14 protein-coding genes and 1 pseudogene are annotated in these 22,799 nt (G+C 68.3%); 13 read left to right on the plus strand and 2 right to left on the minus strand.

Going from position 1 to position 22,799, the window contains the following annotated elements; translation table 11 throughout:
- The first annotated feature begins 81 nt into the window (after positions 1–81).
- The 5 genes from ACH4ZA_RS34370 (at position 82) to ACH4ZA_RS34390 (ending at position 6,813) form a co-directional block, all read left to right on the plus strand.
- Positions 82–1,197 carry a Gfo/Idh/MocA family protein gene (locus ACH4ZA_RS34370; protein ID WP_398433153.1) on the plus strand — a complete coding sequence of 372 codons (1,116 nt, stop codon included), beginning with the start codon at positions 82–84 and terminating at the stop codon, positions 1,195–1,197.
- The gene (locus tag ACH4ZA_RS34375; protein WP_398433154.1) at positions 1,194–2,165 is read left to right on the plus strand and encodes a PmoA family protein; all 972 of its coding nucleotides are present in this window, start codon (positions 1,194–1,196) and stop codon (positions 2,163–2,165) included. The genes ACH4ZA_RS34370 and ACH4ZA_RS34375 overlap by 4 nt, the downstream gene beginning before the upstream one ends.
- 820 nt (positions 2,166–2,985) lie before the next feature.
- A complete protein-coding gene (locus ACH4ZA_RS34380) occupies positions 2,986–3,954 on the plus strand; it encodes a PaaX family transcriptional regulator C-terminal domain-containing protein (RefSeq protein ID WP_398433155.1) in 969 nt (322 codons plus the stop codon).
- Positions 3,955–4,378: 424 nt separating this feature from the next.
- Positions 4,379–5,263: an alpha/beta hydrolase family protein gene (locus tag ACH4ZA_RS34385; RefSeq protein WP_398433156.1), complete on the plus strand. Its 885-nt coding sequence runs from the start codon at positions 4,379–4,381 to the stop codon at positions 5,261–5,263.
- A gap of 311 nt (positions 5,264–5,574) precedes the next feature.
- The gene (locus ACH4ZA_RS34390; protein WP_398433157.1) at positions 5,575–6,813 is read left to right on the plus strand and encodes a glycoside hydrolase family 5 protein; all 1,239 of its coding nucleotides are present in this window, start codon (positions 5,575–5,577) and stop codon (positions 6,811–6,813) included.
- A gap of 894 nt (positions 6,814–7,707) precedes the next feature.
- On the opposite strand, the gene ACH4ZA_RS34395 is transcribed toward ACH4ZA_RS34390, so the two are convergent.
- A complete protein-coding gene (locus ACH4ZA_RS34395; protein WP_398433158.1) occupies positions 7,708–9,612 on the minus strand; it encodes a rhamnogalacturonan lyase in 1,905 nt (634 codons plus the stop codon).
- 679 nt (positions 9,613–10,291) lie between these two features.
- On the opposite strand from ACH4ZA_RS34395, the gene ACH4ZA_RS34400 reads away from it, so the two are divergent.
- The 8 genes and pseudogenes from ACH4ZA_RS34400 to ACH4ZA_RS34435 form a co-directional block, all read left to right on the plus strand.
- Positions 10,292–11,350, plus strand: a complete 1,059-nt coding sequence (locus ACH4ZA_RS34400; protein WP_398433159.1) for a glycosyl hydrolase 53 family protein — start codon at positions 10,292–10,294, stop codon at positions 11,348–11,350.
- A gap of 69 nt (positions 11,351–11,419) precedes the next feature.
- Positions 11,420–12,490, plus strand: a complete 1,071-nt coding sequence (locus tag ACH4ZA_RS34405) for a rhamnogalacturonan acetylesterase (RefSeq protein ID WP_398433160.1) — start codon at positions 11,420–11,422, stop codon at positions 12,488–12,490.
- Positions 12,491–12,524: 34 nt separating this feature from the next.
- Complete coding sequence (locus ACH4ZA_RS34410) at positions 12,525–13,397, plus strand: SGNH/GDSL hydrolase family protein (protein ID WP_398433161.1); 873 nt, start codon at positions 12,525–12,527, stop codon at positions 13,395–13,397.
- A 387-nt stretch (positions 13,398–13,784) separates the two neighbouring features.
- Complete coding sequence (locus ACH4ZA_RS34415; RefSeq protein WP_398433162.1) at positions 13,785–15,134, plus strand: right-handed parallel beta-helix repeat-containing protein; 1,350 nt, start codon at positions 13,785–13,787, stop codon at positions 15,132–15,134.
- Between the two features lie 4 nt (positions 15,135–15,138).
- On the plus strand, positions 15,139–17,331 hold the full coding sequence (locus tag ACH4ZA_RS34420) for a family 43 glycosylhydrolase (RefSeq protein ID WP_398433163.1): 2,193 nt from the start codon (positions 15,139–15,141) through the stop codon (positions 17,329–17,331).
- A gap of 86 nt (positions 17,332–17,417) precedes the next feature.
- Complete coding sequence (locus tag ACH4ZA_RS34425; protein WP_398433164.1) at positions 17,418–19,337, plus strand: glycosyl hydrolase 53 family protein; 1,920 nt, start codon at positions 17,418–17,420, stop codon at positions 19,335–19,337.
- A gap of 243 nt (positions 19,338–19,580) precedes the next feature.
- The gene (locus ACH4ZA_RS34430) at positions 19,581–20,894 is read left to right on the plus strand and encodes an RICIN domain-containing protein (protein ID WP_398433165.1); all 1,314 of its coding nucleotides are present in this window, start codon (positions 19,581–19,583) and stop codon (positions 20,892–20,894) included.
- A 4-nt stretch (positions 20,895–20,898) separates the two neighbouring features.
- Positions 20,899–21,532, plus strand: a pseudogene (locus tag ACH4ZA_RS34435) (zinc-binding dehydrogenase); the annotation flags it as partial.
- A gap of 325 nt (positions 21,533–21,857) precedes the next feature.
- Here the strand turns inward: ACH4ZA_RS34435 and folD are convergent.
- A complete protein-coding gene (gene folD, locus ACH4ZA_RS34440; protein ID WP_398433166.1) occupies positions 21,858–22,790 on the minus strand; it encodes a bifunctional methylenetetrahydrofolate dehydrogenase/methenyltetrahydrofolate cyclohydrolase FolD in 933 nt (310 codons plus the stop codon).
- Between the last annotated feature and the right edge of the window lie 9 nt (positions 22,791–22,799).

Raw genomic sequence — 22,799 nt, forward strand, 5'->3', positions numbered from 1 at the left:
TTCCGGGGGCCGTCGCCGCTGCCCACGGCCCCCGGTGGCCCCACGTGACGTGGGTCAGGAACCAAGAGAGAGAAAACACCCATGCCCAGCCCCCGGCCGCCGTACCGCGTGGCCATCATCGGCACCGGCGGTATCGCCCACGCTCATGCCGAAGCCCTCACCGAACTCTCCGAACGTGCCCGGCTGGTCGCCGTCGCCGACCTCGACCCCACCCGCGCCGCCGAGTTCGCCGACCGATTCTCCGTGCCGCACGTCTTCGACGACCCGCAGGCTCTGCTGGACAGCGAAGACCTCGATCTCGTACACATCTGTACGCCCCCGCAGACCCATGTACCGCTGGCATCCATGGTGATGAAGGCCGGCGTCACCGCCCTGGTGGAGAAGCCGACGGCGCTGAGCCTGCGCGAGATGGACCAACTGGCCGCGGTGCAGGAACAGACCGGCTCCAAGGTCCTGACCGTCTTCCAGCACCGCTACGGCGCCGCGGCGGTACGCCTGCGCCGGCTGGCCCGATCCGGCGCACTGGGCCGGCCGCTGGTCGCCACCTGCGAGACCCTCTGGTACAGGCCCGACGCGTACTTCGAGGTGCCGTGGCGGGGACGCTGGGACGTCGAGGGCGGCGGCCCCACGATGGGACACGGCATCCACCAGTTCGACCTCTTGCTGTCGGTCCTCGGGCCCTGGTCCCAGATCACCGCACTCGCCGAGCGCCAGGCCCGTCCCACGGACACCGAGGACGTCTCGATCGCCGCCGTCCGGTTCGACGGCGGAGCCCTCGCCACGGTGGTCAACTCCCTGCTGTCCCCCCGGGAGACCTCGCGCCTGCGCTTCGACTTCGAATACGCCACGGTCGAACTGGAACACCTCTACGGCTACCGCGAGGAACACTGGCGGTTCACCCCGGCCCCCGGCCATGAGGGTCTCTCGGACCTCTGGACCGACGGTGCCGAGCCGGACATCACGAGCGGCCACAGGCTCCAGATCGAGGCCGTGTTCGACGCCTGGGAGAGCGGACAGGAACCCGGCGTCTGCCTGCACGAGGCGCGCCGCACGCTGGAGTTCGCGGCGGCGACGTACGCCTCCGCCTTCCGCGGTGTCCGCGTCGCCGCGGGCGAACTGACCGACGACGACCCCTTCACGCTCAGCATGGACGGCGGCGCCGTGCCGTGGGCACGGGTCAAGGAGACCCTCGTATGAACGCTCTTGAAATCCGCCACGACCTGGGTACCTCGGTCACGGTCCGCGACGACGGCACCGAGTTGTTCCGCTACGTGTACCGGCCGGACACCGTGCAACTGGAATCGCCGAAGCCCTACATCCACCCCCTGCGCACCCGGGCCGGCAAGGTGGTCAGCCTGTTCCGTCCCCATGACCACGTGTGGCACAAGGGCATCGCGTGGTCCCTGCCCCACGTGGGCGAGGAGAACTTCTGGGGCGGTCCCACGTACATCCACGGACGCTTCTACGTGCAGCTGGAGAACAACGGAACCCAGGCCCACCGCCGGGTCAGCGACCTGGACAGGGCCTACGGAACGGCGACGTTCGCCCACGACCTGGACTGGACCACCCAGTCCGGCGCGCTGTTCTTCACCGAGCGCAGGACGCTGCGGGCGAGCCTGATCTCCCCGCACGCCTGGGCATTGACGTTCGAGACGCAGATGACCAACGTGTCCGGAACGGACGTCGCCATGGGGTCCCCGACCACCAAGGGACGGGAGAACGCCGGCTACGGCGGCCTGTTCTGGCGTGGCCCCCGGTCGTTCACCGGCGGACAGTTCGTGACCGAGGAAGGCCTGGGCGGCGATGAGGTCCGCGGGCGGCGCATGGAGTGGATGGGCTTCGCGGGCCGCCATGACGAGACGGACGCGCAGTCGCTGGTCCTCATGGTCGACGACGCGGCCAACCCGAGTCACCCGCCGCAGTGGTTCGCCCGGACCGAGGAGTTCGCCTGCCTCAACCCGGCACCGTTCTTCAGCGAGGAGCTGACCGTCGAGGACGGCGCGACCGTGCGGTTCCGCTACGGCGTCGGGATCGCCGATGCCGACGCGACCGCGGCTCCCGCACTCGCCGACGAGGTACGCCGGGTGCTCACACGGTCGGACACGCCGTCCGCACGTGCCGCAGAATCCACAGAGTCCTCTTCAGGACGCTTCGCGACGGAGTGATAGGACCCCGCTCGCCGTGCTACCCCCGGCGTGCACTCCCCGCCCAGAAGGGAGTGCACGCCTTTCCTCACCACCCCGGCTGACATCGCAACGGCCCGGCGCCTCTCGACGAACCGTGAGACGGCGGGCGTCCTGACGCTGCTCCGTTCCTGCGCTCCGGCGAACCGGACGAGGTGGCCGTGGATGAGTTCGCGCGGAGCTGGGGGGTCCACTGCTCAGTTCCCCGCAGCCCACACCGGCCGTAGCTGTTCCAGACGTTGACTATCGCGTCCGCCTCCGTGCCTGAGCACACGGTTCGCAATGCGGCCCAGGTCGCCGGGTCGAGCCCGAGCGGGTGGCACTCACGAGCCTGCTGGAAGGCCGCTTTCCCGGGTGGACTCGCCCCCGCCCGCGCCCTCGCCGTGCCCGAGGAGGAGGCGGACGCGTTGGTCTCCACGACACTGCGATCGCCATCTGTGCCGGCTGTGTCACGTGAGCCCGAAGACGGCCCGGCCCCGGCCGACGCGCGGACGGCCGTCCTGCCGCCTTCCGACGCCGTGCGACGGTGGACGTCAGGCCGCACCGGCCGGGTGGTCGCCGGGACCACGGCCGCGGCCTTGATGGCCACGCCAGGCACGTTCGTCCTGCAGCCCTTCTCCGCGACGCGCGAGCGCGAGGCGCAGTGGGAGGCAGGAGTGCCGAGCCCGCGGGGCACTGCGGCACCTTCGCTTCACCGGTGCGCGGAGGTTGCGCCGGGTGGGCCGATCCCGGCGGAGCTCCACCCGACGATCTCCCAGCAGTTAAAGTGGTGCCGATCCTGTCCACCGCGTCGGAGCCGACCTTGCCGAACCTGTCCCACCTCGAGGAGATCTTCTCCGACGAGGGTGACGGCGCCGCCGGCCCCGTGCGGTCGCCCGGCTGGCAGAGCACTGTCTCGCCACAGGGCCTCGCGGTGACCCTGATCGCTGACTACACGTTCCCCGTCCGGTCCTGGTTGCCGTCGGCGGCGATCGTGGCGCTGCTCGGCGAGTTCCATGTGACCCCGGGCGCAGCTCGTACGACGATCAGCAGGCTGATGCGCCGTGGGGTGCTGGAGGGCAGCCGGCAAGGCCGGTACAGCTCCTACCGGCTGACGTCTCAGGCCGCCGTCGATCTGTGGAGCGGCGCCAGTTCGATCGCCACCTTCACCACTCAGCCCGACTCGTGGGACGGACGGTGGACACTGATCGCCTTCTCCGTTCCGGAACAGGAGAGCACGCGGCGGCGGGCGTTGCGCACCGCGCTGCGTTGGCGCGGGTTCGCGCCGCTGTACGACGCGCTCTGGGTGTCGCCGCACCCCCTGACCCCCAAGGGGCGGATCGAGGTGGCCGACCTGGCGCGAGGAGCAGTGACCGTGTTCCGCGCGCGGCAGGAGGAACTGGACACGGCGGTCGACCGCAACCCGGTAGAGGCGTGGGACCTCACCGGCATCGCCGAGCACTACCACGCGTTCATCAGTCGTTGGAGCGGCTTGCTTCCGCACATCAGCGCCGACGGCGTCACCGGTGCCGACGCGGTGCGCGCCCGGACCGAGGTCATGCACGCCTACCGGCACTTCCCCATCCTGGACCCGTTGCTCCCCATCGGGCTGCTGCCATCCGACTGGCCCCGGTCACGGGCGCGGGAGGTCTGCGTCGCGGTGTACGACGGGCTGCTCCAGCCTGCCCAGGACCATGTCCGCGCCGTGGTGACCCGATTCGCGGAGGGACCGCACCTCGACATCCGGGCCCATACGATCGCCGGCATGAGTGCGGGTATCGGTCACGGCTGACGAGGGACCGTCGCGAGCGTGACGGGGCGATGTACGGAGACTCGATACCGCGCTGCCCGCCCCTCGATCTGTCGAATGCGCGTCGAAGACAACAGAGTCGGGCGCCAATGATTGACAGACCGGCACCCGATCGGGACTCTGACTGTTGCAACCTCGATGTGGGAACGCTCCCAGAGCGCGGCACAGGTGGTCACCGGCTCGCCGTCACCGTGTCTCCGCCCGCAGGGCAACGCCACATCGATCACCACCATGGTCGCTGCCACAGGCAGGACCGGAACGTCCTCCACCGTTCCTGATACGCCCACCTGACGCCCCCCACGGCCACACCCCCACCCCTCGGTCAGTGCGACCGCCCCGGCATCACCGATGCCTCTTCCCGGCACCTGACCGAGCAGCGCTCCGCATCCCCACACCAGGAGTCTTCATGACCATGCAACGGCGTAGTTTCCTGACCCTGAGCGCAGCCGGAGCCGCGGGCGCAGGCCTGTCCCTGCTCGGCACAGGGCAAGCAGGCGCCGTAGCAAGGGCCGGAGCTCCGACCCAGCGGTTCGCGGTCGGCGTGCGGCCATTTGCCTGGAGCCGCGGCAGCCGCCGGTGGACCACCTACGTCTACTACCCCGCCACCGGCTCTCCCGCTGGCTCCCCGGTCACCAACGCACCCGTCGCCCAAGGCGTCTTCCCGGTTTGCGAGTTCATGCACGGCTTCAGCAGCAGCCCGCAGAATTCCCTGGCGATCATCCGACCTCTGGCCGAGGCCGGCTTCGTGGTCGCCGCCCCCCACTTCGCCAACCTCAGTGGCCAGGACGTCTACAACGGCAACCAGTCCAAGGACGTTTCCGAGGTCATCACCCGGACCCTCGCCCTCAACACGTCCGGAGACCCACTGGCCGGCCACCTCGACACAGCGGTCGGAGTCGGTGTCTCCGGCCACTCGATGGGCGGCATGACCACCCACGGCCTGCTCACGGCCTGGCCGGACGCGCGGATCACCGCCGCGATCCCGATGTCCTGTGTGGACATGGGCAACCCGAGCCCGTCGGTCCGCGCCAAGGTCCTGTTCACACACGGCGACCGGGACGGAACGTGCCCGATCTCCTCCGCCCGTCAGGCGTACCGGGAACTGCCCGCCGCCAAGGCGTTCCTCACCTTCCGCGGCGCCGGCCACAGCAACTACTTCGGCGACTCCCGCACCGTCAACACCTTCGTGGACTGGATGCGGTGGAGTCTGTACGGCGACACGGCGGCCCGCGACCGCCTTCGTTCCGACGCCACCTCCGGCACGACCACGTGGGAATCCGCCCTGAGCTGAGGAGCAACCACGCACGGCCCCCCGGGACACGCATGCCGTGAGCAACCCACCCGGGCCGTCCAGAATGCCCGACCGTCCGCGGACGCGCACCAGCGGGACGCCGGGGCCTCGTCACAGCACGAGCGCTTCGCTGCACCGAACCACTTTCCGGAAGCCTGCGAGTCGGCCGCAGCGTAAATGAGTTGCGCACGTTGACCTGGGCCCCAGAAAGCACACCCCCCGAAGAGCCGGGCGGCTCCGACCGCTCGCGCTCGGGCAGAAAGGTCCACTTGGGGGTTCGACACCCTCAAGACTGCAAGAGAGGAAAGCCCATGGCTTCACTAGCAGGGAAGATCAGAGCCGTTTTCCTTGCCGTCCTGTTGGCGGTTGCCGCAGCTGTGTACGGCACGGCCCATCAGGCGTCGGCCGATACCGTGGCACAGTCGAGCGCTTCGCAGATCGTGGCCGACATGGGCGCGGGATGGAATCTGGGGAACCAGCTCGAAGCCACCACCAACGGATACCCCAGCGAAACGGCATGGGGCCAGCCGACCGTGACACAGGCCCTCATCGACAAGGTGAGAGCGGCAGGGTTCAAGACGATCCGGATCCCGGTCTCCTACCTGGGATACATAGGGCCCGGCCCGAACTACACGATCAACGCTGCCTGGCTGAACAGGGTCCAGGAGGTCGTCAACTACGCCTACAACAGGGGCCTGCATGTGATGATCAACATGCACGGCGACGGCTACAAGAACGTCAGCGGCTCCTGGTTGATCTGCGATTCGTCCTCCCAGACGACGATCAAGGCCAAGTACGAGAAGGCCTGGCAGCAGATCGCGAACAGGTTCAAGAACTACGACCAGCGCCTGATCCTCGAGGCCATGAACGAGGAGTTCGACGGGCAGTACGGCCGTCCGACCCAACCGTGCTACTCGAACATCAACAGCTACAACCAGATCTTCGTGGACACCGTACGGAAAACGGGCGGAGACAACAGCTCGAGGTGGCTGCTCGTGGCCGGCTGGAACACGAACATCGACTACACCGCGGGGAATTACGGCTTCAAGCTTCCGTCCGACCAGTACCGCTCCCCCTCCATTCCCGCCAGTGAACGGCGGATCATGATCTCCGTCCACCACTACGCTCCGTGGGACTTCGCCGGAGAGGAAAACGGCACCATCACGCAGTGGGGACGAGCAGCGACCAATCCATCGCGGAAATCGACCTGGGGACAGGAAGACTACCTGGAGGCCCAGCTCAAGACGATGCACGACGTGTTCGTCACGAAGGGATATCCGGTGGTCGTCGGCGAATACGGAGCGGTCGACAAGTCGTCGTTCGATTCATCGAACAACAGGTATCGCGCGGACTTCGCACGGGCCGTCGCGGCCGCCGCCAAGAAATACGGGGCGGCGGGCATCTACTGGGACAACGGCGCAACCGGCCGGTACGGGTTCGGGCTGTTCGACCGGCGCTCCCTCACGGTGACCCAGCAAGGCATCATCAACGGCATCATGAGCGGCGTCAACGGCAGCGTTGCCGGCTCCGCCCTTCCGGCCGGCATGTAGCAGGACCCGACTCTCGGCGACGGGTTCATACCTCCGTATCCTCGTGGGCGCACAGGCACACCGGGTGGCGACGCCACCCGGTGTGCCTGGTCAACTGCGCGCCTACCAGCCGGAGAAGCCGCGCTGCTCCGCGCTTGGGAGCACGTTCGGCAATCGGAGGCCTGCGATGTCTTCACATGCGGCGACCGCAGTGCGCCTGGCCGACGATGAACGGGACCATCTGTTCCGGCCGACCCAGCCCGGCCGGAACCGCACACCCCGGTCGGCGCGCCTGCCGCGGCTGCTTCAGCCCACTGCCCAGCACCTCTGCGGCACGTTCGGCGTGCCAGCCTTCTTCGTCAGTCGGCGCCGGGACATCCTCGGATGAAACCGGCTCACCACAATGAGAACGACGGCCGCCCGGGGCGCGGAACGTGGGCCGGCAGACCTTCCTCTCACCGGAAGCGTGCGATCGATTCGCCGAACCGGGCCGCATGGCTGCGACAGTCAGCGGCGTTCTGCGGATAGACGTCGGCAGGAGCCCCACGAGGGTGTGCAGCTATCCACGCTGATATGCGAGTTGTCGCTGAAGCGCGAGGAGTACCCATGACACTGCCTCTGCCGGGGTGCGCCCGCATGCGGCTCAACCAGTATCACGTATCACGCGGAATCCGGGCTCCCGGTAGGAGGAAGTTCTGAGGGTACCGGCCGATTGGAAGACAGGGCCGTAGGACTGAGACGTGTTTACGGCCAGGTGACTACGCTCCGCGCCACCCCGCTCCAAGAACACCATCAGCGTGCCGCGTGCACCACGGCCAGTGCTCCGTCACCCGTGCCAGGTTCAAGTCGTTCGACGAACACCCCCTTCCCTGATGCTTGAACTCGCTCAAGCATCAGGGAAGTCGGCTGTCCAGCTCAGAGGCTGTTCGGCAGCGCGATGGTGGGGCGGGGCGGCGTGGGCATGTTGCCGCCGATGAAGAAGCTGGGGTGCGGGGGCTGGTTGTAGGCGGTGTTCTGCCAGGCCAGGGCCGTGCGGTACTGGGTGTCGTGGAGGAGGGTCGTGATCCGCGTATTGGTCTCGTGCGGCGTGGAGTAGATCCGCAGGGCCGTGTTGTTGGACGTCGGCCAGATGACCTCCTCGCGCCAGTCACCAAGGATGTCGCCGGACAAGGACGGCGTCGACTTGGTGCCGTTGTTGGAGTGGACTCCGGAGCCGGTGAGCAGGCGGGTGTCGCCGGAGGTGCCGTATTTGTCGATGTGGGTGCCGTCGAGGAGTTCACGGATGGTGTCGCCGTCCCACCACGCCAGGAAGTTGCTGGACCCGGGCTTGCGACTGGCGACCACCGCGCCCTTGGGGTTGCGGACGCCGCTGGCGAGCGACGACCACGACTCGGCGCCCGCGCTGCCGGACCAGATGTCACCGGACACGCCCCGGCCGTTGTCACCCGCGGCCGGGGTGGACCAGAGGATCTGGCCGGTCCTCGCGTCCGCCATCCAGGAGGACGGCTTGGAGCCGTCCTCGTCGACCTTGAACTCCTCCAGACCCGGCCGGGACGGGTCGAGGTCGCCCACGTGCATCGCGTCCCCGTGGCCGTTTTTCGTCGTCCACAGGCCGTTGCCGTTGTCGTCGACGGCCATCGCCCCGTAGACGACCTCGTCTTTGCCGTCTCCGTCCACGTCCGCGACCGACAACTGGTGGTTGCCCTGGCCGGCGTAGCCGCTGTGGGCGTTGGAGTCGAAGGTCCACCGGCGGGTGAACTGTCCGTTCCGCCAGTCCCAGGCGGCGATCACCGTACGGGTGTAGTAGCCACGGGCCATGATCACCGACGGATGGAAACCGTCCAGATACGCCGTGCCCGCCAGGAACCGGTCCACGCGGTTGCCGTAGGAATCCCCCCAGGACGACACCGTGCCTCGGGCCGGGACGTAGTCGACGGACTGCATCGCCTTGCCCGTCTGCCCGTTGAATATGGTCAGGTACTCGGGGCCGGACAGCACGTAGCCCGAGGAGTTGCGGTGATCGGCCGAGGAACTGCCTATGACCGCGCCGGTTCCGTCCTTCGTGCCGTCGGCGGTCTTCATGGCGACCTCTGCCTTGCCGTCGCCGTCGTAGTCGTACACCTGGAACTGTGTGTAGTGCGCGCCGGAGCGGATGTTGCGGCCCAGGTCGATCCGCCACAGGCGCGTGCCGTCGATCTTGACGCCGTCGACGATCGTGTTGCCGGTGTAGCCGGACTGGGAGTTGTCCTTGGCGTTCGTCGGCTGCCACTTCAGGACGATGTCCAGGGCGCCGTCGCCGTCGAGGTCGCCGACGGAGGCGTCGTTGGCATCGTAGGTGTACGGCGAGTTGCCCGGTGAAGTGCCTCCGGGCGGCGGGGAGATCGGCACGTCCTTGTACCCGCTGCGGAACTGGAGCGCGTGCTCGGACGGCGCCTGCTCGACGCCGTTCACCACCGCGCGCACCGTGTAATCGGCCGAGTCCGGGGCGCCGGCGTCCAGGTAGTTCGTCGAGGTGGTCAGGGGCGAGGAGTTGAGCCTGGTGGTGCCACGGTAGACGTTGAAGGCCACGTCGTTGGGGTCAGTGGCCAGCCACCGCCACGACACCAGGTTCCCGCTGCCGGTGTGGACGCTGGTCAGGCCCCGATCCAGGCGTTCCACCTGCCGCGCGGTCGCGGCGTGCGCGGTCTGCGGCACTCCTGTGAGGGCGCAGAGGGCCAGTGCGGTGGCGGCCGTAAGGCCGCAGAACAGCCGCTTGCTCGGCCGGCGTTGGCATCGCGGTGGGGGCGATGCGGTGCGCGGATGCCGGTGCGGGTCGGTCACGATGACCTCCGATGTATGGGGGGGTGAAGTGAAGATCGCGGGGACGGCGGTCTGACCCAATGTGGGAACGCTCCCATTCGCTGCGAGGGTAGGAATCCGCTGATAGCCAGTCAAGCTTTCTGTTGACTTTCCCTGTTCGAGCGTGTTCGAGTGCGAGCCGACGAGATGCCTGTGCGCAGACTCGTCCCCGTCGCCGCATTTCCTTCTGGAAGGGCACTTGAGCTGGGATGACTCCGACCGGTTCAGACGGCCCGCAGCCGAGGTACGGCGAGCACCCGCCCACAGGATCGCACCGCTTCTTCTATCGGATCGGTGAGCAATGGTTGACAGCTTCGTGCCCGATCGAGAGGCTGCGTGATGCACCTCCGGTTCATTGTGATGCGATTCCGCACCTGCGTCGCCCACACCTCTGTGATCGCTCACAGCTCCGACCTCGAGGAGTGTCCACGGCATGCCAAGGCCGCCGTCTCCGACACGTGCCACTCGCAACAGTCCTGCCTCAGTTGTCGCCACACCGAAGGAGGCCACATCGACTGGATCGCACGCGCTGCACCAACTCCGCGAGTTTGAGCGTCAGTTGCCCCCATCACGCGCCTCGCTCCCTGGAATCTCCTCTCACTGACCCGCTCTCCGCCGACCGTGACATCTCACCCACCGCCGACGGAAGGAAAGGACCACCATGTCCCCGCAACCCCCCACACCAGCTGCCGGGCGCATCAGCCGGCGAACCTTGCTCAGGGCCACCACCGCGACCGCCGGGGCGCTCGCCACGGCCGCCGCGTTCGCCGAACTCGAGACCCCTGCCGAGGGCGCCGCGAGCTTCGTCAAGGGCGTCGACATCAGCTGGGCACCTCAGATGGAGGCTCGCGGCTACTCCTGGAAGAACGCGAGCGGGCAAACCCAGGACCTGCTGACGATCCTCATGGGCTACGGCATCACCGCCGTACGCCTGCGCACCTTCGTCAACCCGTCCAACGACCCGGCCAACGGGCACTGCGGCATCAACGAGGTCGCCGCCTTCGCCAAGCGCGTCAAGGCCGCCGGCATGTCCATCATGCTCGACTACATGTTCGGCGACACCTGGAACTCCGTCGGCGTGCAGAACCCGCCCGCGGCCTGGCGGAACATGGGCTACAGCCAGATGCGCACCGCGCTGGGCACGTACGTGAAGCAGACCATGACGGTCATGAGGAGCAACGACGTGCTCCCCACCTGGGTCCAGATCGGCAACGAGATCAACAGCGGAATCTGCCGCCCCGTCGGCAGCGTCTCCAACGGGGCGCAGATGACCGGACTGCTCAACGCCGCATACGACCAGGTCAAGGCGGTGTCGCCAAACTCGACGGTGTGCATCCACCTGGCCCAGCCGCAGAAGTACGACGTGATGACGACGTTCTTCGGCCGCTTCGCGGCGAGCGGCGGCAAGTGGGACATGTCGGTGTTCTCGTCCTACGGCAGTGCCGACCTCGCCCCCGGGATCGTGGCGAACATGAAGAAGATCTCCGCCGCCTACGGCAAACCGTTCCTGCAGAGCGAGTTCGGTGGCCGGGTGGACCGGGTGTCCGCCACCCAGGCCTCGCTGGTCGCCTACATCAAGGCCCTCAAGGCCAACGGCGGGCAGGGCATCTTCTACTGGGAGCCGGAGTGCATGTCCCCGTTCACCGGCTACAACATGGGCGCCTGGGATTCCTCCAGCAAACGGCCCACAGCGATCATGAACGGATTCACCCAGGCCTGAGCGACGGGCCACGGACCTCAACGCGGGCAACTCTCCGGTTCAGGATGGGGATTAGTGATTGTAATGGGCATGACATCTCATCTCGAAGGGCACGGGGTCAGGCTGGGAGTGGTGGGTCTGCTGACCCTTGCGACGTTGGTCGGCACCGGTGTGGCGCATGCCGAGGCCGCCACGCGGGCGCTGCCGACCGGTTGTTCCGGCACCGCGCCGATCAAGTGTCACTACGCGGTCTCACCCGGCAACTACGACGTGACGGTCTCCATCGGCGGTGCCACTGCCGCCGAGACCGACGTGTGGGTGGAGGCCCGGCGCTTGATGCTTCCGGCGACGAAAACGGCGACCGGTGCCAACGCCACGTACTCGTTCACGGTCAACGTGCGGCAGCCGGAGGGGCAGCCGACCGGCCAGGGCGGCACCGGGAACCCCGGTCTGGACATCCGGTTCGCGGGGTCCAGCCCGCAGCTGTCGGCCGTCTCCGTGAAACCGGCGGCACAGCCGCTGGTCGCCTACCTGGCCGGTGACTCGACCGTGTGCGACCAGCCCGTGGCCCCGTACACGGGATGGGGCCAGATGATCACGCCGACGGTGGGGCCCGGAGCGTCGGTCGCCAACTACGCCGACTCGGGAGAGAGTTCGGGCAGCTTTTTGAGAAACTCGGCGCTCTTCCCGGCGCTGTTGTCGAAGGTCAAGGCGAACGACGCGGTCTTCATCCAGTTCGGCCACAACGACAAGCAGACCAGCGCGTCGGCTTTCCGGAGCAACCTCACCTCCATGATCACGCAGGTCCGCGCGAAGGGCGGCGTCCCGGTCCTGGTGACCCCGCCGGTCCGCCGGCTGTTCGACGGCAGCCGGCTCACGTCAACGGCCCTGCACGTCAACGGCGTCGGCGTGAATCTGCCCGCCGAGATGCGCTCGGTCGGGACGGCCCAGAGGGTTCCGGTGATCGATCTGACCACCAAGAGCAAGACGCTGGTCGAGTCCCTCGGCCCCTCTGCCTCCGCGCAGCTCTTCCTGCGCTCCTCCGTCGACGGTGTCACGGACAACACCCACTTCTCGCAGTACGGCGCGAGCCGGATGGGCGGGCTGGTGCTCCAGAGCATCCGCGAGCAGCGCCTGCCCCTGGCCACGTACCTGCGCTGACCGACGTCCGGCGCCAGTCTCAAGGAGGGACCCGTTGAGGAACTTACGGATTCTCATCACGACCGCGCTCATGATCGCCTTGTCGAGCCTCGGTGTCAGCGCCGCATCCGCGGGGGACCGCATCCACACGAACTGCACCAGCGCCTCCCAGGCCCAGGCGGCCTCGGCCGCACGGACGGTCGCCGCACCGGTCACCGTGTGGCTGGCCGGCGACTCCACCATGGCCAACCCGAGTTCCGGCCGTTGTCCGGTCGGCTGGGGCAGCCAGTTCGACGCACTGTTCAACAGTGACGTGACCGTCAAGAACCAGGCCGTGGGAGGCCGGAGTATCCAGACCTGGCTGTACGAGGGGAACGTGAGCAGCACCAAGGGCTCCGACGGTGAGTGCCGCCTCACGTCCACCTCGTACTCGTCCCGCTGGCAGGCGATGCTGAACTCGAGCACCGGAATGAAGGCAGGTGACTACCTGTTCATCCAGTTCGGCATCAACGACTCCTCCTCGACCTGCCCCCGTCACGTCGGCCCCACCAGGTACCAACAGCTGATGACCATGATGGCGCAGGCCGCCCTGGCCCGGGGCGCGCACCCGGTGCTGCTCACCCCGGTGGCCGCCATCACCTGCTCCGGCGGCACAGCGACCAAGAACCGCGGCTTCGTGGCCGAGACCTTCGCCGCCGGGTCCGCCACCAGGGCCCCCGTCGTCGACCTGCAGACGCTCAGTGTCTCGCTCTACAACAGCCTGCGCTTCTGCCCGAACAACGGCGACTACGGGGGCAGCGGTCCCCTGGGCACCTTCTTCTGCAACGACCACACCCACTTCGACACCTACGGCGCCCAGCGGGTCGCAGGGCTCGTCGCCGGTGACGTGCGCCGCCAGAACCTCCCCCTCGCCGCGTATCTCAGGTAGCACGTGGCGGTGGGCGCGAACCGGGACCGGTCGGTTCCCGGGTGGCCTCACCGACGGCGCTGTCGCGGACCGAGGTCGCAGTCGATCCGGTGGGCCGGTTCGACTGCCTGGCGCCGTTCGTCTCCGTCGCCGATGAACGGCGTCTGCACCACCGACCAGTCGAGGGTCAGCCGCCGGAGCGTTCATGTCAGTGATCCCACCGGTCGGGGTCTTCCTGATCGGCTCGCGCGGCTTCATCGCCAACCTAGCCGCCGACGCCATGAGGTTCTGAAGAGAAACGCGCCTGTCCCCGCCCTTCGAAAAGCAGCTTTCGCCTGCGATGAGTACGTCTGGCAGACACGAGCCCCAATGCCGCACGGGCAGACACCTGACTCGGGAGATGACGCTGTGAGAACCGCGAAGTTCGGCACCCCTGCCCTCCTGCTCTCGGTGGTCACGGCGAGTTCCGTCGCCATGTCCCCCGGCTCGGCGGCCGCGAGCGCCGCGGCGGCCGGAAACACCTACTACGTCGCCCCCAACGGAAACGACGGAGCGGCAGGTACGCAGGCCGCTCCGTGGGCAACGATCGCCCGTGCGCAGGTCGTCGTCACAGCGGGCGACACGGTCTACTTCCGGGGCGGCACCTACGCCTACGCCCGCGCGAACAGCGCCTGTTCGAGCCAGACAGCCAAGGTCGACGCGATCACCCTCAACAAGAGCGGCAGCTCGGGCAACCCGATCCGCTACTGGGCCCAGCCGGGGGAGAAACCGGTCTTCGACTTCTCGCGGATGACGGACAACTGCCGCATCAAGGGCTTCGACGTCACCGGCAGCTGGATCCACCTCAAAGGACTGGAAGTCAAGGGCGTCCCCCAGAACAACAACCGCAACGCTGAATCCTGGGGGATCTGGGTCTCCGGCAGCAACGACGTCTTCGAGCAGATCAACACCCACCACCACATGGGTACCGGCCTGTTCATCAGCGGCGGGGGCGGCAACCTCGTCCTCAACTCCGACGCGCATGACAACTACGACCTGCGGAGCAACGACGGGCCCGGCGAGAACGCCGACGGGTTCGGTTCGCACTACACGCCAGCCGGCCGGCCCACGAATGTGTTCCGGGGTTGCCGATCGTGGTGGAACGCCGATGACGGTTTCGACCTCATCTCCACCCACTCTTCCGTGATCATCGAGAACTCGTGGGCCTGGCGCAACGGGTACGTGCCGGGGACGACGACGTCCGCCGGCAACGGGGCGGGCTTCAAGTCCGGCGGCTTCGGGGGCGACTACGAGGCCAACGCGCCGAAGCACACCGTCCGCTCCTCGGTGGCGTTCCTCAACAAGGCAGCCGGCTTCTACGCCAACCACCACCCGGTGGCCAACGACTACCTCAACAACACCGGCTACGGAAACCACCCCAACTTCAACATGCTGGGAATCGACTCGCGCGGTGCCGCCGTCGGCCGGGGCACCCTGCGCAACAACATCGCCTACACGGGAACGGCGACGTCGAACATGAGCGGCACGAACGCCGCGTACAACTCCTGGAACCTCGGCATCCCCCTGTCGGACTCCCAGTTCCGGAGTGTGTCGACGTCCGACTGGGACGCGCCCCGCCAGGCCGACGGGACCCTGCCCGTGCTGCCCCACCTACGTCTCGCGGCGAACAGTGCCCTGATCGACAAGGGCACCGACGTGGGACTGCCCTTCAGCGGAAGTGCGCCGGATCTCGGCGCCTTCGAGAACGACGGAAGGTGACCCCGTGAAGCAGAGATCGCATGTCGTCTCGAAGTACTGGAAGTCGGCCGCCGCCGCGCTGTTGTCCGTGGTGTTGGCGGCGCCCCTCTCGGCTGGCACCGCCGCGGCGGAGACACCCGCGCCGCAGAGACAGGCAACGGAGCTCCAGGACCAGCGGGCGGCTGCTGGGCCGGTGGCGGATCGCGGCCTCGAGTACCTGGTGTCCGACTACCGGACGCGCACTCCTACGAAGTACACGGCTGACTCCTGGAAGCCCTTCGCAAAGGCGTTGACCGCCGCGGCCGAGGTCGCCGACGACTCCTCGGCCACCGCGTCGGATGTCGCCGACGCGAAGACGGCACTGATGACCGCCGCCGCCGATCTGCAGGCCGCCGACGAGGGGACGTTCCAGACCGTCACGAACAACACCTTCTGGAACGACACCAGCGGCAACCCCATTTATTCGCAGGGCGGTGGGGTCTTCAAGTTCGGTGACACCTACTACTGGTACGGCGTGCACTACACCGGCGCCGAGCTCTACCGGGCCAATCCGACGAAGAAGTACGACGGCAACGTCAGCTTCGTCTCGGTCCCCGTGTACTCCTCGAAGGACCTGGTGAACTGGAAGTTCGAGAACAACGTCGCGACGCGCTCGACCAGGATCCAGAACGGCGCCACCCTCGGTCAGGCAGGGTGGGTCGGGCGCCTCGGGGTCTCGTACAACGAGAACACCGGCAAGTACGTGCTCGCCACCCAGGCCTATGTCGGAGGCGGGCACGGGGTCCTGTTGCTCCAGGGTGACTCCCCCACCGACACCTTCGACTACGGCTACTTCCAGACCCAGATCACCAACTCGCCCACGACCGGCACCGGAGATCAGACCGTCTTCACCGACGACGACGGCAAGGACTACCTGATCTTCTCCAACCGCGAGGGACGGTCGCGCGGCTTCGTGGCCAAGTTCAGGGAGTCCGACTCGCTGCGGATCGAGCCGGCCGTGCAGATCCGCAGCGGTGCCGGTCGCGAGGGCAACGCGATGTTCAGGCTCGACGGCAGGTACTACCACGCGGCGTCGGACCTCCACGGCTGGAACACCTCTGTCAACTACGTCAATGAGTCGACCGGCAGCAACGTCCAGGGCTCGTACAGCAGCGAATACGTCCTTGCCGGCACCGAGATGGACTACAGCCACGTGACCCAGACCGGGTTCTTCGTGACGGTCAAGGGCACCAAGCAGAACACGGTGCTCTACGCCGGCGACCGCTGGGCCGACTTCGCCTGGAACGGCATCGGGTACAACCAGTGGGTGCCGATCACCAAGACCGGCGCACGGCCGCAGTTCCACTCGGTGGGCCAGTGGCAGTTCAACGCCACGACCGGGGAGTGGCGCGTCGGGCCGGCGAACAACTACATCCTCAACCCGGACATCCAGGCTGACCGCGTCATCGTCTCCAGTGTTCGGGGATGGCGGAACCTCGGCGGTTCGGTGACCAACGTCAACGGTGGCGTGAACGGGTCTCGCTTCGCCCTCCAGGTGAGCAACAGCGGCGGCGTCGAGCAGCGGATCGAGTCGGTGCCCGCAGGCACCTACGCCCTGTCACTGCACGCTCGGGGCAGCGCCGGACAGGTCGTGATCACCGGCACCGACGGCAGCCAACGCGCCCTCGGCATCCCGTCGTCGAGCGGCTGGGCCAAACGCGAGATCACCGGTATCGAACTGCCCGGCGGGGCCGCCACCGTCACCGTGCGGGCGTCGGGTTCGGGCGGCGTCACCGTCGACCAGCTCTCACTCGTCAAGACCTCTGCCGGCACCCCACCGCCTCCGGGGCGTTACGAGGCGGAGACAGCTCCGGCGCAGTGCCAGGGCACGATCGACTCGAACCAGGCGGGCTATTCCGGTAGCGGGTTCTGCAACGGAAATGCTGCCGCGGGGGCCTTCGCGGAGTTCACCGTGAACTCGGAGACCGCCCGAACAGTGACGCTGGGGATCCGGTTCGCCAATGGCGCCACCAGCGGTGCGAGGCCGGCGAACCTGGTCGTCAACGGATCCACGGTGGGGACGGTTTCGTTCGAGGCCACCGGTGCGTGGACGACGTGGACGACCAAGACCGTGACCGTCTCGCTGAACGCCGGCAGCAACACCATCCGGTTGGATCCGACCACGGCAGCCGGACTGCCCAACGTCGACTACCTCGATGTCGGTGCCGCGGCCGGCTGACATCCCGTGCTCTGCCGGTCTTCTGGACCGGCAGAGCGTACGGAACAGCCCATGCCGCACGTACGTCACATCGTCAGGAGAAGGACATGAGCAGCAAGCGTCTGCCCCGCGCCATCGCGGTCACGACGACGTTGGTCACCATGGTACTCATGGTGCCCGAGCAGGCCCACGCGACCTTCGGAACCGCGGACATCAAGCCGATCGAGAGCAATATCGCCGCCAAGCCCTGGGCCTCGGCGACGGCCGCCACCGGCTCGTCCAACGCCCGTCTGGCCACCGACGGCGACCCGGCGACGTCCTGGCACCCGGATCGTGCCGGCGTCCGTCAGTGGCTCACCGTCGACCTCGGTGGCACCTACGACAACCTGCGCAAGGTCACGGTGCTATTCCCGGACCGTGGAGTGGCCCACCGGTACGTCATCGAGGCCTCGTCCGACGGTCGCCGGTGGAAGACCATCGCCGACAGGTCCCACGACCGAGCCGTGTCGCGAGGGGAAGTACACCTGTTCACCCGGCCGGGCACGCGCTTCGTCCGGCTGACGTTCACAGGTGGCCCTGCCCAGGCCCGGGCAGGTGTCAGCGAGCTCCAGGTCTTCAACTACCTGCGCGACGACCTCACCCTCGGCGCCGATCTGTCCTGGATAGACGACGTCCAGGACCAGCAGTACTGGGTCGACCCCGTGGCCGAGAACCGCGGCGCCGGGCCACACCTGCTCGACGTGGCCAAGGACCGTGGCATCGAGTACAGCCGGTTACGGATATTCAACGAGCCGCGCAGCGAGAGCACCGGCCGACCGACGCCGGTACCGCGCCAGGGCCCGGAGCGCTCATTGGCCTCAGCCAAGTGGATCAAGCAGCGGGGCATGGGCCTGGGGATCGACTTCCACTACGCGGACTCGTGGGCGGATCCGAGCAAGCAACCAAAACCACGCGCCTGGGCCGAGCTGGAGTTCGCGGACCTGTCCCAGAAGGTGTACGACTTCACCGCCGGCTATCTGAAGCGGTTGATCCGGCAGGGCACCACGCCGGAGAAGGTGGCCGTCGGCAACGAGATCATCAATGGCTTCATGTACGGCAGCGAGGCGGCCCGCATCGGCACGACGAACCCGCCGTACTTCGTCGACCAGGCCGACATCTACCAGTCCCAGCCCGGTGGTGGCCTGCTGTGGAAGTACTGGCGGTCGACCGACCCGGTGGAGCGGCAGCTCTACGACCAGTCGTGGGACCGGTTCACCACACTGGCCGCGGCCGGGATCAAGGCCGTCCGGGACGCCTCACCGACATCCAAGGTCGAGATACACGTGATCGTCGACAGGGACAAGCTCGCCAGAACCATGGAGTTCTGGCACCAGTTCCTCACCCGGGTGAAGGCGAAGGGCCAGAACCCCGATGTCCTGGCCCTCTCGTACTACCCGGAATGGCACGGTACGCCCGAGGCGCTGGATCTCAACCTGAACACCATGGCCACCACCTACCCCGGCTACGAAATCGACATCGCGGAAACCGCCTACCCCGCGTCGGGCGGCGACGGCTCACCGTTGCCCAACTCGCCGTACTCGCGGACCGTTCAGGGGCAGGCGGACGCGATCCGGAGGGTGTTCCAAGCCGCCAACGACGTGGTCGGCAACCGGGGTTCAGGGGCGCTGGTGTGGGAGCCGGCCGGTTACCAGCCGATGTTCCGGGCCGTGCCCGGACTGGCGAACACATGGGAGCCGCACGCGTCCATCAACGTCTTCAACGCCAGCCGCGCCAAGCACATCCTCCAGGACACCGTCCACACCTCCACCGTGGTGGGAGCCGCCCCGAAGCTGCCCTCCTCCGTCCGCATGCTCACCACCGCCACCAACAAGATCACCGATGTCCCGGTCCGCTGGCAGCCGTTGCCACCCGGCGCGACCGACAGGCCCGGTGAGGTGACAGTCACCGGGACGACCGGCACAGGACCGGTCACGGCGGTCATCGACGTCATGCCCGGACACGGCGAACACGACGTGACCACCTCATAGCCTGCCCGGAAGAACCAGGCCGTGTTCGACCGGAACGGGCCGCCCTCGTCCCCGCATCCGGTGGGCCCGACCCGCCGCACGCCCGCTCGCGCCGCCCCTCGCGGGTGACAGGAGCACCCACACCCGCTGTTGCGCCGTGCACCCCGTCGACCCTGTCGGCCTCCGCCGCCAGTGGGACGCACCCGGCAACGGGACCAGCCGAACGCCGAACCCCCCACCCATCCCCGCACCCAAGGAGTCACCATGACCCTGCGACGACGTACCTTCCTCGCCATGAGCGCGGCAGGAGCGACGGGCGTGGGCCTGTCCCTGCTGGGGGCAGGACAGGCACCGGCCGCCGCCGGACCGCTGGACACCGCGCCGACCACGCCCTTCGCGGTCGGCGTGCGCCGGTACAACTGGACCCGCGGCGGTCGCCCGTGCACCACCTATGTCTACTACCCGGCCACCGGCACGGCCGGCGGCAGCCCGGTGACGGACGCCCCGGTCGCAAGCGGGGTCTTCCCCGTATACAACTTCACCCACGGCTACGGAAGCAGCCCGCAGAACTCCCTGTTCATCATCCGGGCCCTGGCCTCGGCGGGCTTCGTCGTCCCCGCCCCGCACTTCAACCACAACTTCACCGACGTCAACAACGGCAACACCTCCAAGGACGTCTCGCAGATCCTCACCAACACCCTCGCGCTCAACGCGAGCGGACCGCTGGCCGGGCACCTCAACACCGGCATAGGCGTCGGCGTCTCGGGCCACTCCCTGGGCGGCATGGTCACCCACGGTCTGCTGACCTCCTGGCCCGACAGCCGGATCGTCTCCGCCAACCCGCAGTCCTGCGTGGACATGGGCAACCCCGCCGCCTCGGTCTCGGCCAAGGTCCTGTTCGTCCACGGCGACCGGGACTCGACCACGTCGTACTCCTCGGCCCGGCAGGCGTACACGGAGATCACCTGGCCCAAGGCGTTCCTCACCTTCGTCGGCGGCAGCCACACCAGCTTCTGGAGCGACCAGCGCTTCCCGAGGACCGTCGTCGACTGGGCCCGCTGGACCATGTACGGCGACACCGCCGCACGGGACCGCCTCCCCGCTGACGCGTCCGGGTCCAACACCAGGTGGGAAGCCCAGCTGGGCGACTCCCCAGGTGGCCCGGGCCTCTACACTCTGCTGGCCCAGCACAGCGGCAAGGCCGCCGAGATCAACGGGGCCTCCACCGCCGCCGGCGCACAACTCGTCCAACGGACCACCAGCAGCCGCCCCAACCAGCAGTTCGAGTTCGTCGACGCCGGTAACGGCCACGTCCGCGTCAAGGCACTGCACAGTGGCCTGTTCCTCCAGCCCACCGGCAGCGCGACCGGCGCGGATGTCGTCCAGCAGGCCGACACCGGCGCCACCAGCCAGCAGTGGCGCGTGGTCGATCACGGTGGTGGTGTGATCAGCCTCGTCAACCGGGAGTCCGGCCTGGCCATGGATGTCTGGGAGTACTCCACCGCCGACGGCGCCCGCATCTCCCAATACACCTACAGCGGCAACCCCAACCAGCGCTTCACTCGCCGCCGCGTCTGACCGGCGAGGCGAGCGGGCAGGCGCGCTCGCGGAGCAACTCGCGGTGCCGGCCTCCTCGTTGCACATATGCCTGACTCCGTCGACGCCGTACTGGGCGCGCCGGTGGAGCCAGGCGGCAACGCCATGCGCGCCGCCCGGGCCACCGCCCCGCAACCCGGAGACCGCGCCCTGATCCTGGGCCTCCGCGCCGCCGGTACGGAAGTCCATCTCATGGGCCGCACTCAACGCTCGCTCGGCTTCGCCCGCGAGCTGGGCTTCGCGCACGTATGGACGGAGGAATTCGTTGCGGACCTGCCGTTCGACGCAGTCGTCGACGCATCGAACGCCACCACCTACCCGACCTGGCACTGGACTTGGTCGAGCCGGCCGGCCGCGTCGTGTACGTGGGGCTGGCCGGGGAACCCAGCAGCATCGACACCCGCACGCTGGCACTGAAGGACGTGACGGCGGTCTGCATCCTGTCGGTCTCCCCGGCCTCGACGACACCATCCGGGCCTATGCCGTCGGATCGGCCGACGCCAGGCCGCTCGTCGCCGCGACCGCAGGCCTGGAACAGGCCGGTCCCGTACTCGCCGGTGAACGTCCTGCCGACGCCGGGCCGGGCCCAAGAGGTCCATGCCGACCCGCGGCTGGGCTGAGGAGGCGAGGACCAGGCCGTCGGGTGCCGGGAACCGTCACCTCACCCAGGGTGACGGCCGCGTCCTCGGCGAGCACCCGCACGTCCCAGCGGTGCAGTTCCAGCTCGTCCCCAGCCGCGTGCCGCCCAGAGCCGACGATGCCCCTCAGTGCTGCGGGCACATGGACGAGGACCCGCTCCCGAGGCGACCTGCGTCGACCTGGCGCGTGGTGGCGGCAGGCCACCGGCCGAAGCACGGGTGATCGTACCCGGCGTGGACGGTGGCGCCGTCGGCTGTGACCCCACGGCCCGTCTCGTGGCCGCGGCCGTCCCGTCGCGCCATCTCGTCACGGCGTCGTGCCGGCGCCGTCGCCGAGGACGTCCACTCGCCGGCCGCGCAGGGAGCTGACCCCAAGATGGCCACACCGATCCGCCTGCTGTGCTCGTGCGGCAATGAGTGTGTTGGCCAGGAGCATGGCGATGGTCATCGGGCCCACGCCGCCGGGGACGGGAGTGACGAAGGCCGCGGTGCCGACGACCGCGTCGGTGTCCACGTCCCCGCGCAGCCCCGCCGTGGAGCGGTGGATGCCGACGTCGATCACGGTGGCGCCGGGCTTGACAGCGTCGCTGCCGATGAGACCCGGGATGCCGGCCGCCACGACCAGGACGTCGGCGCGGCGGCACACGGCGGCCAGGCCGCGGGTGCGTGAGTGGCAGATCGTGACGGTCGCGTTCCTCTCCAGCAGCAGCTGGCCCATCGGCTTACCGACCAAGGTGCTGCGGCCGACGACGACGGCTTCGGCCCCCTCGAGAGGAATCCGGTGGGCGTCGAGCAGGGCCATCACCCCAGAGGGAGTGCAGGGTCGCAGGCCGGGGCTGCCCTGGACGAGCAGTCCGGCGTTCACGGTGGTCAGGCCGTCGACGTCCTTGTGCGCCGGGACGCGCGCGAGCAGGGCGGCGGCGTCCAGGTGGGCCGGTGTCGGCAGCTGCAGGAGGATCCCTGAGACCGCAGGGTCGGCCGCCAGTTCGTCGATGAGCGCGGCAGCGTCATCCTGAGTCGTCTCGGCTGGAAGATGCCGGTGCAGGTCGGTCATGCCGGCCGCGGTACAGGCGCGGCGCTTGTTCCGGACGTACACCTCGCTCGCCGGGTCGTCGCCTATGAGGACGGTGGCCAGGCCGGGCGCATTCCCCCCGGCGTCCACGAGTGCGGCAACGCCGGAGGCGACGTCGGAACGGACCTGCCGGGCAACGGTGGTGCCGTCGATGAGCTGCGCGGTCACAAGAATCCC

Source organism: Streptomyces sp. NPDC020597, from assembly GCF_044335095.1.
Lineage (GTDB): Bacteria > Actinomycetota > Actinomycetes > Streptomycetales > Streptomycetaceae > Streptomyces.

Coding starts and splice junctions, on each gene's coding strand:
- ACH4ZA_RS34430 (WP_398433165.1), top strand. CDS start 19,581: ATGACCCTGCGACGACGTACCTTCCTCGCCATGAGCGCGGCAGGAGCG.
- ACH4ZA_RS34375 (WP_398433154.1), top strand. CDS start 1,194: ATGAACGCTCTTGAAATCCGCCACGACCTGGGTACCTCGGTCACGGTC.
- ACH4ZA_RS34400 (WP_398433159.1), top strand. CDS start 10,292: ATGTCCCCGCAACCCCCCACACCAGCTGCCGGGCGCATCAGCCGGCGA.
- ACH4ZA_RS34370 (WP_398433153.1), top strand. CDS start 82: ATGCCCAGCCCCCGGCCGCCGTACCGCGTGGCCATCATCGGCACCGGC.
- ACH4ZA_RS34390 (WP_398433157.1), top strand. CDS start 5,575: ATGGCTTCACTAGCAGGGAAGATCAGAGCCGTTTTCCTTGCCGTCCTG.
- ACH4ZA_RS34425 (WP_398433164.1), top strand. CDS start 17,418: ATGAGCAGCAAGCGTCTGCCCCGCGCCATCGCGGTCACGACGACGTTG.
- ACH4ZA_RS34405 (WP_398433160.1), top strand. CDS start 11,420: ATGACATCTCATCTCGAAGGGCACGGGGTCAGGCTGGGAGTGGTGGGT.
- ACH4ZA_RS34385 (WP_398433156.1), top strand. CDS start 4,379: ATGACCATGCAACGGCGTAGTTTCCTGACCCTGAGCGCAGCCGGAGCC.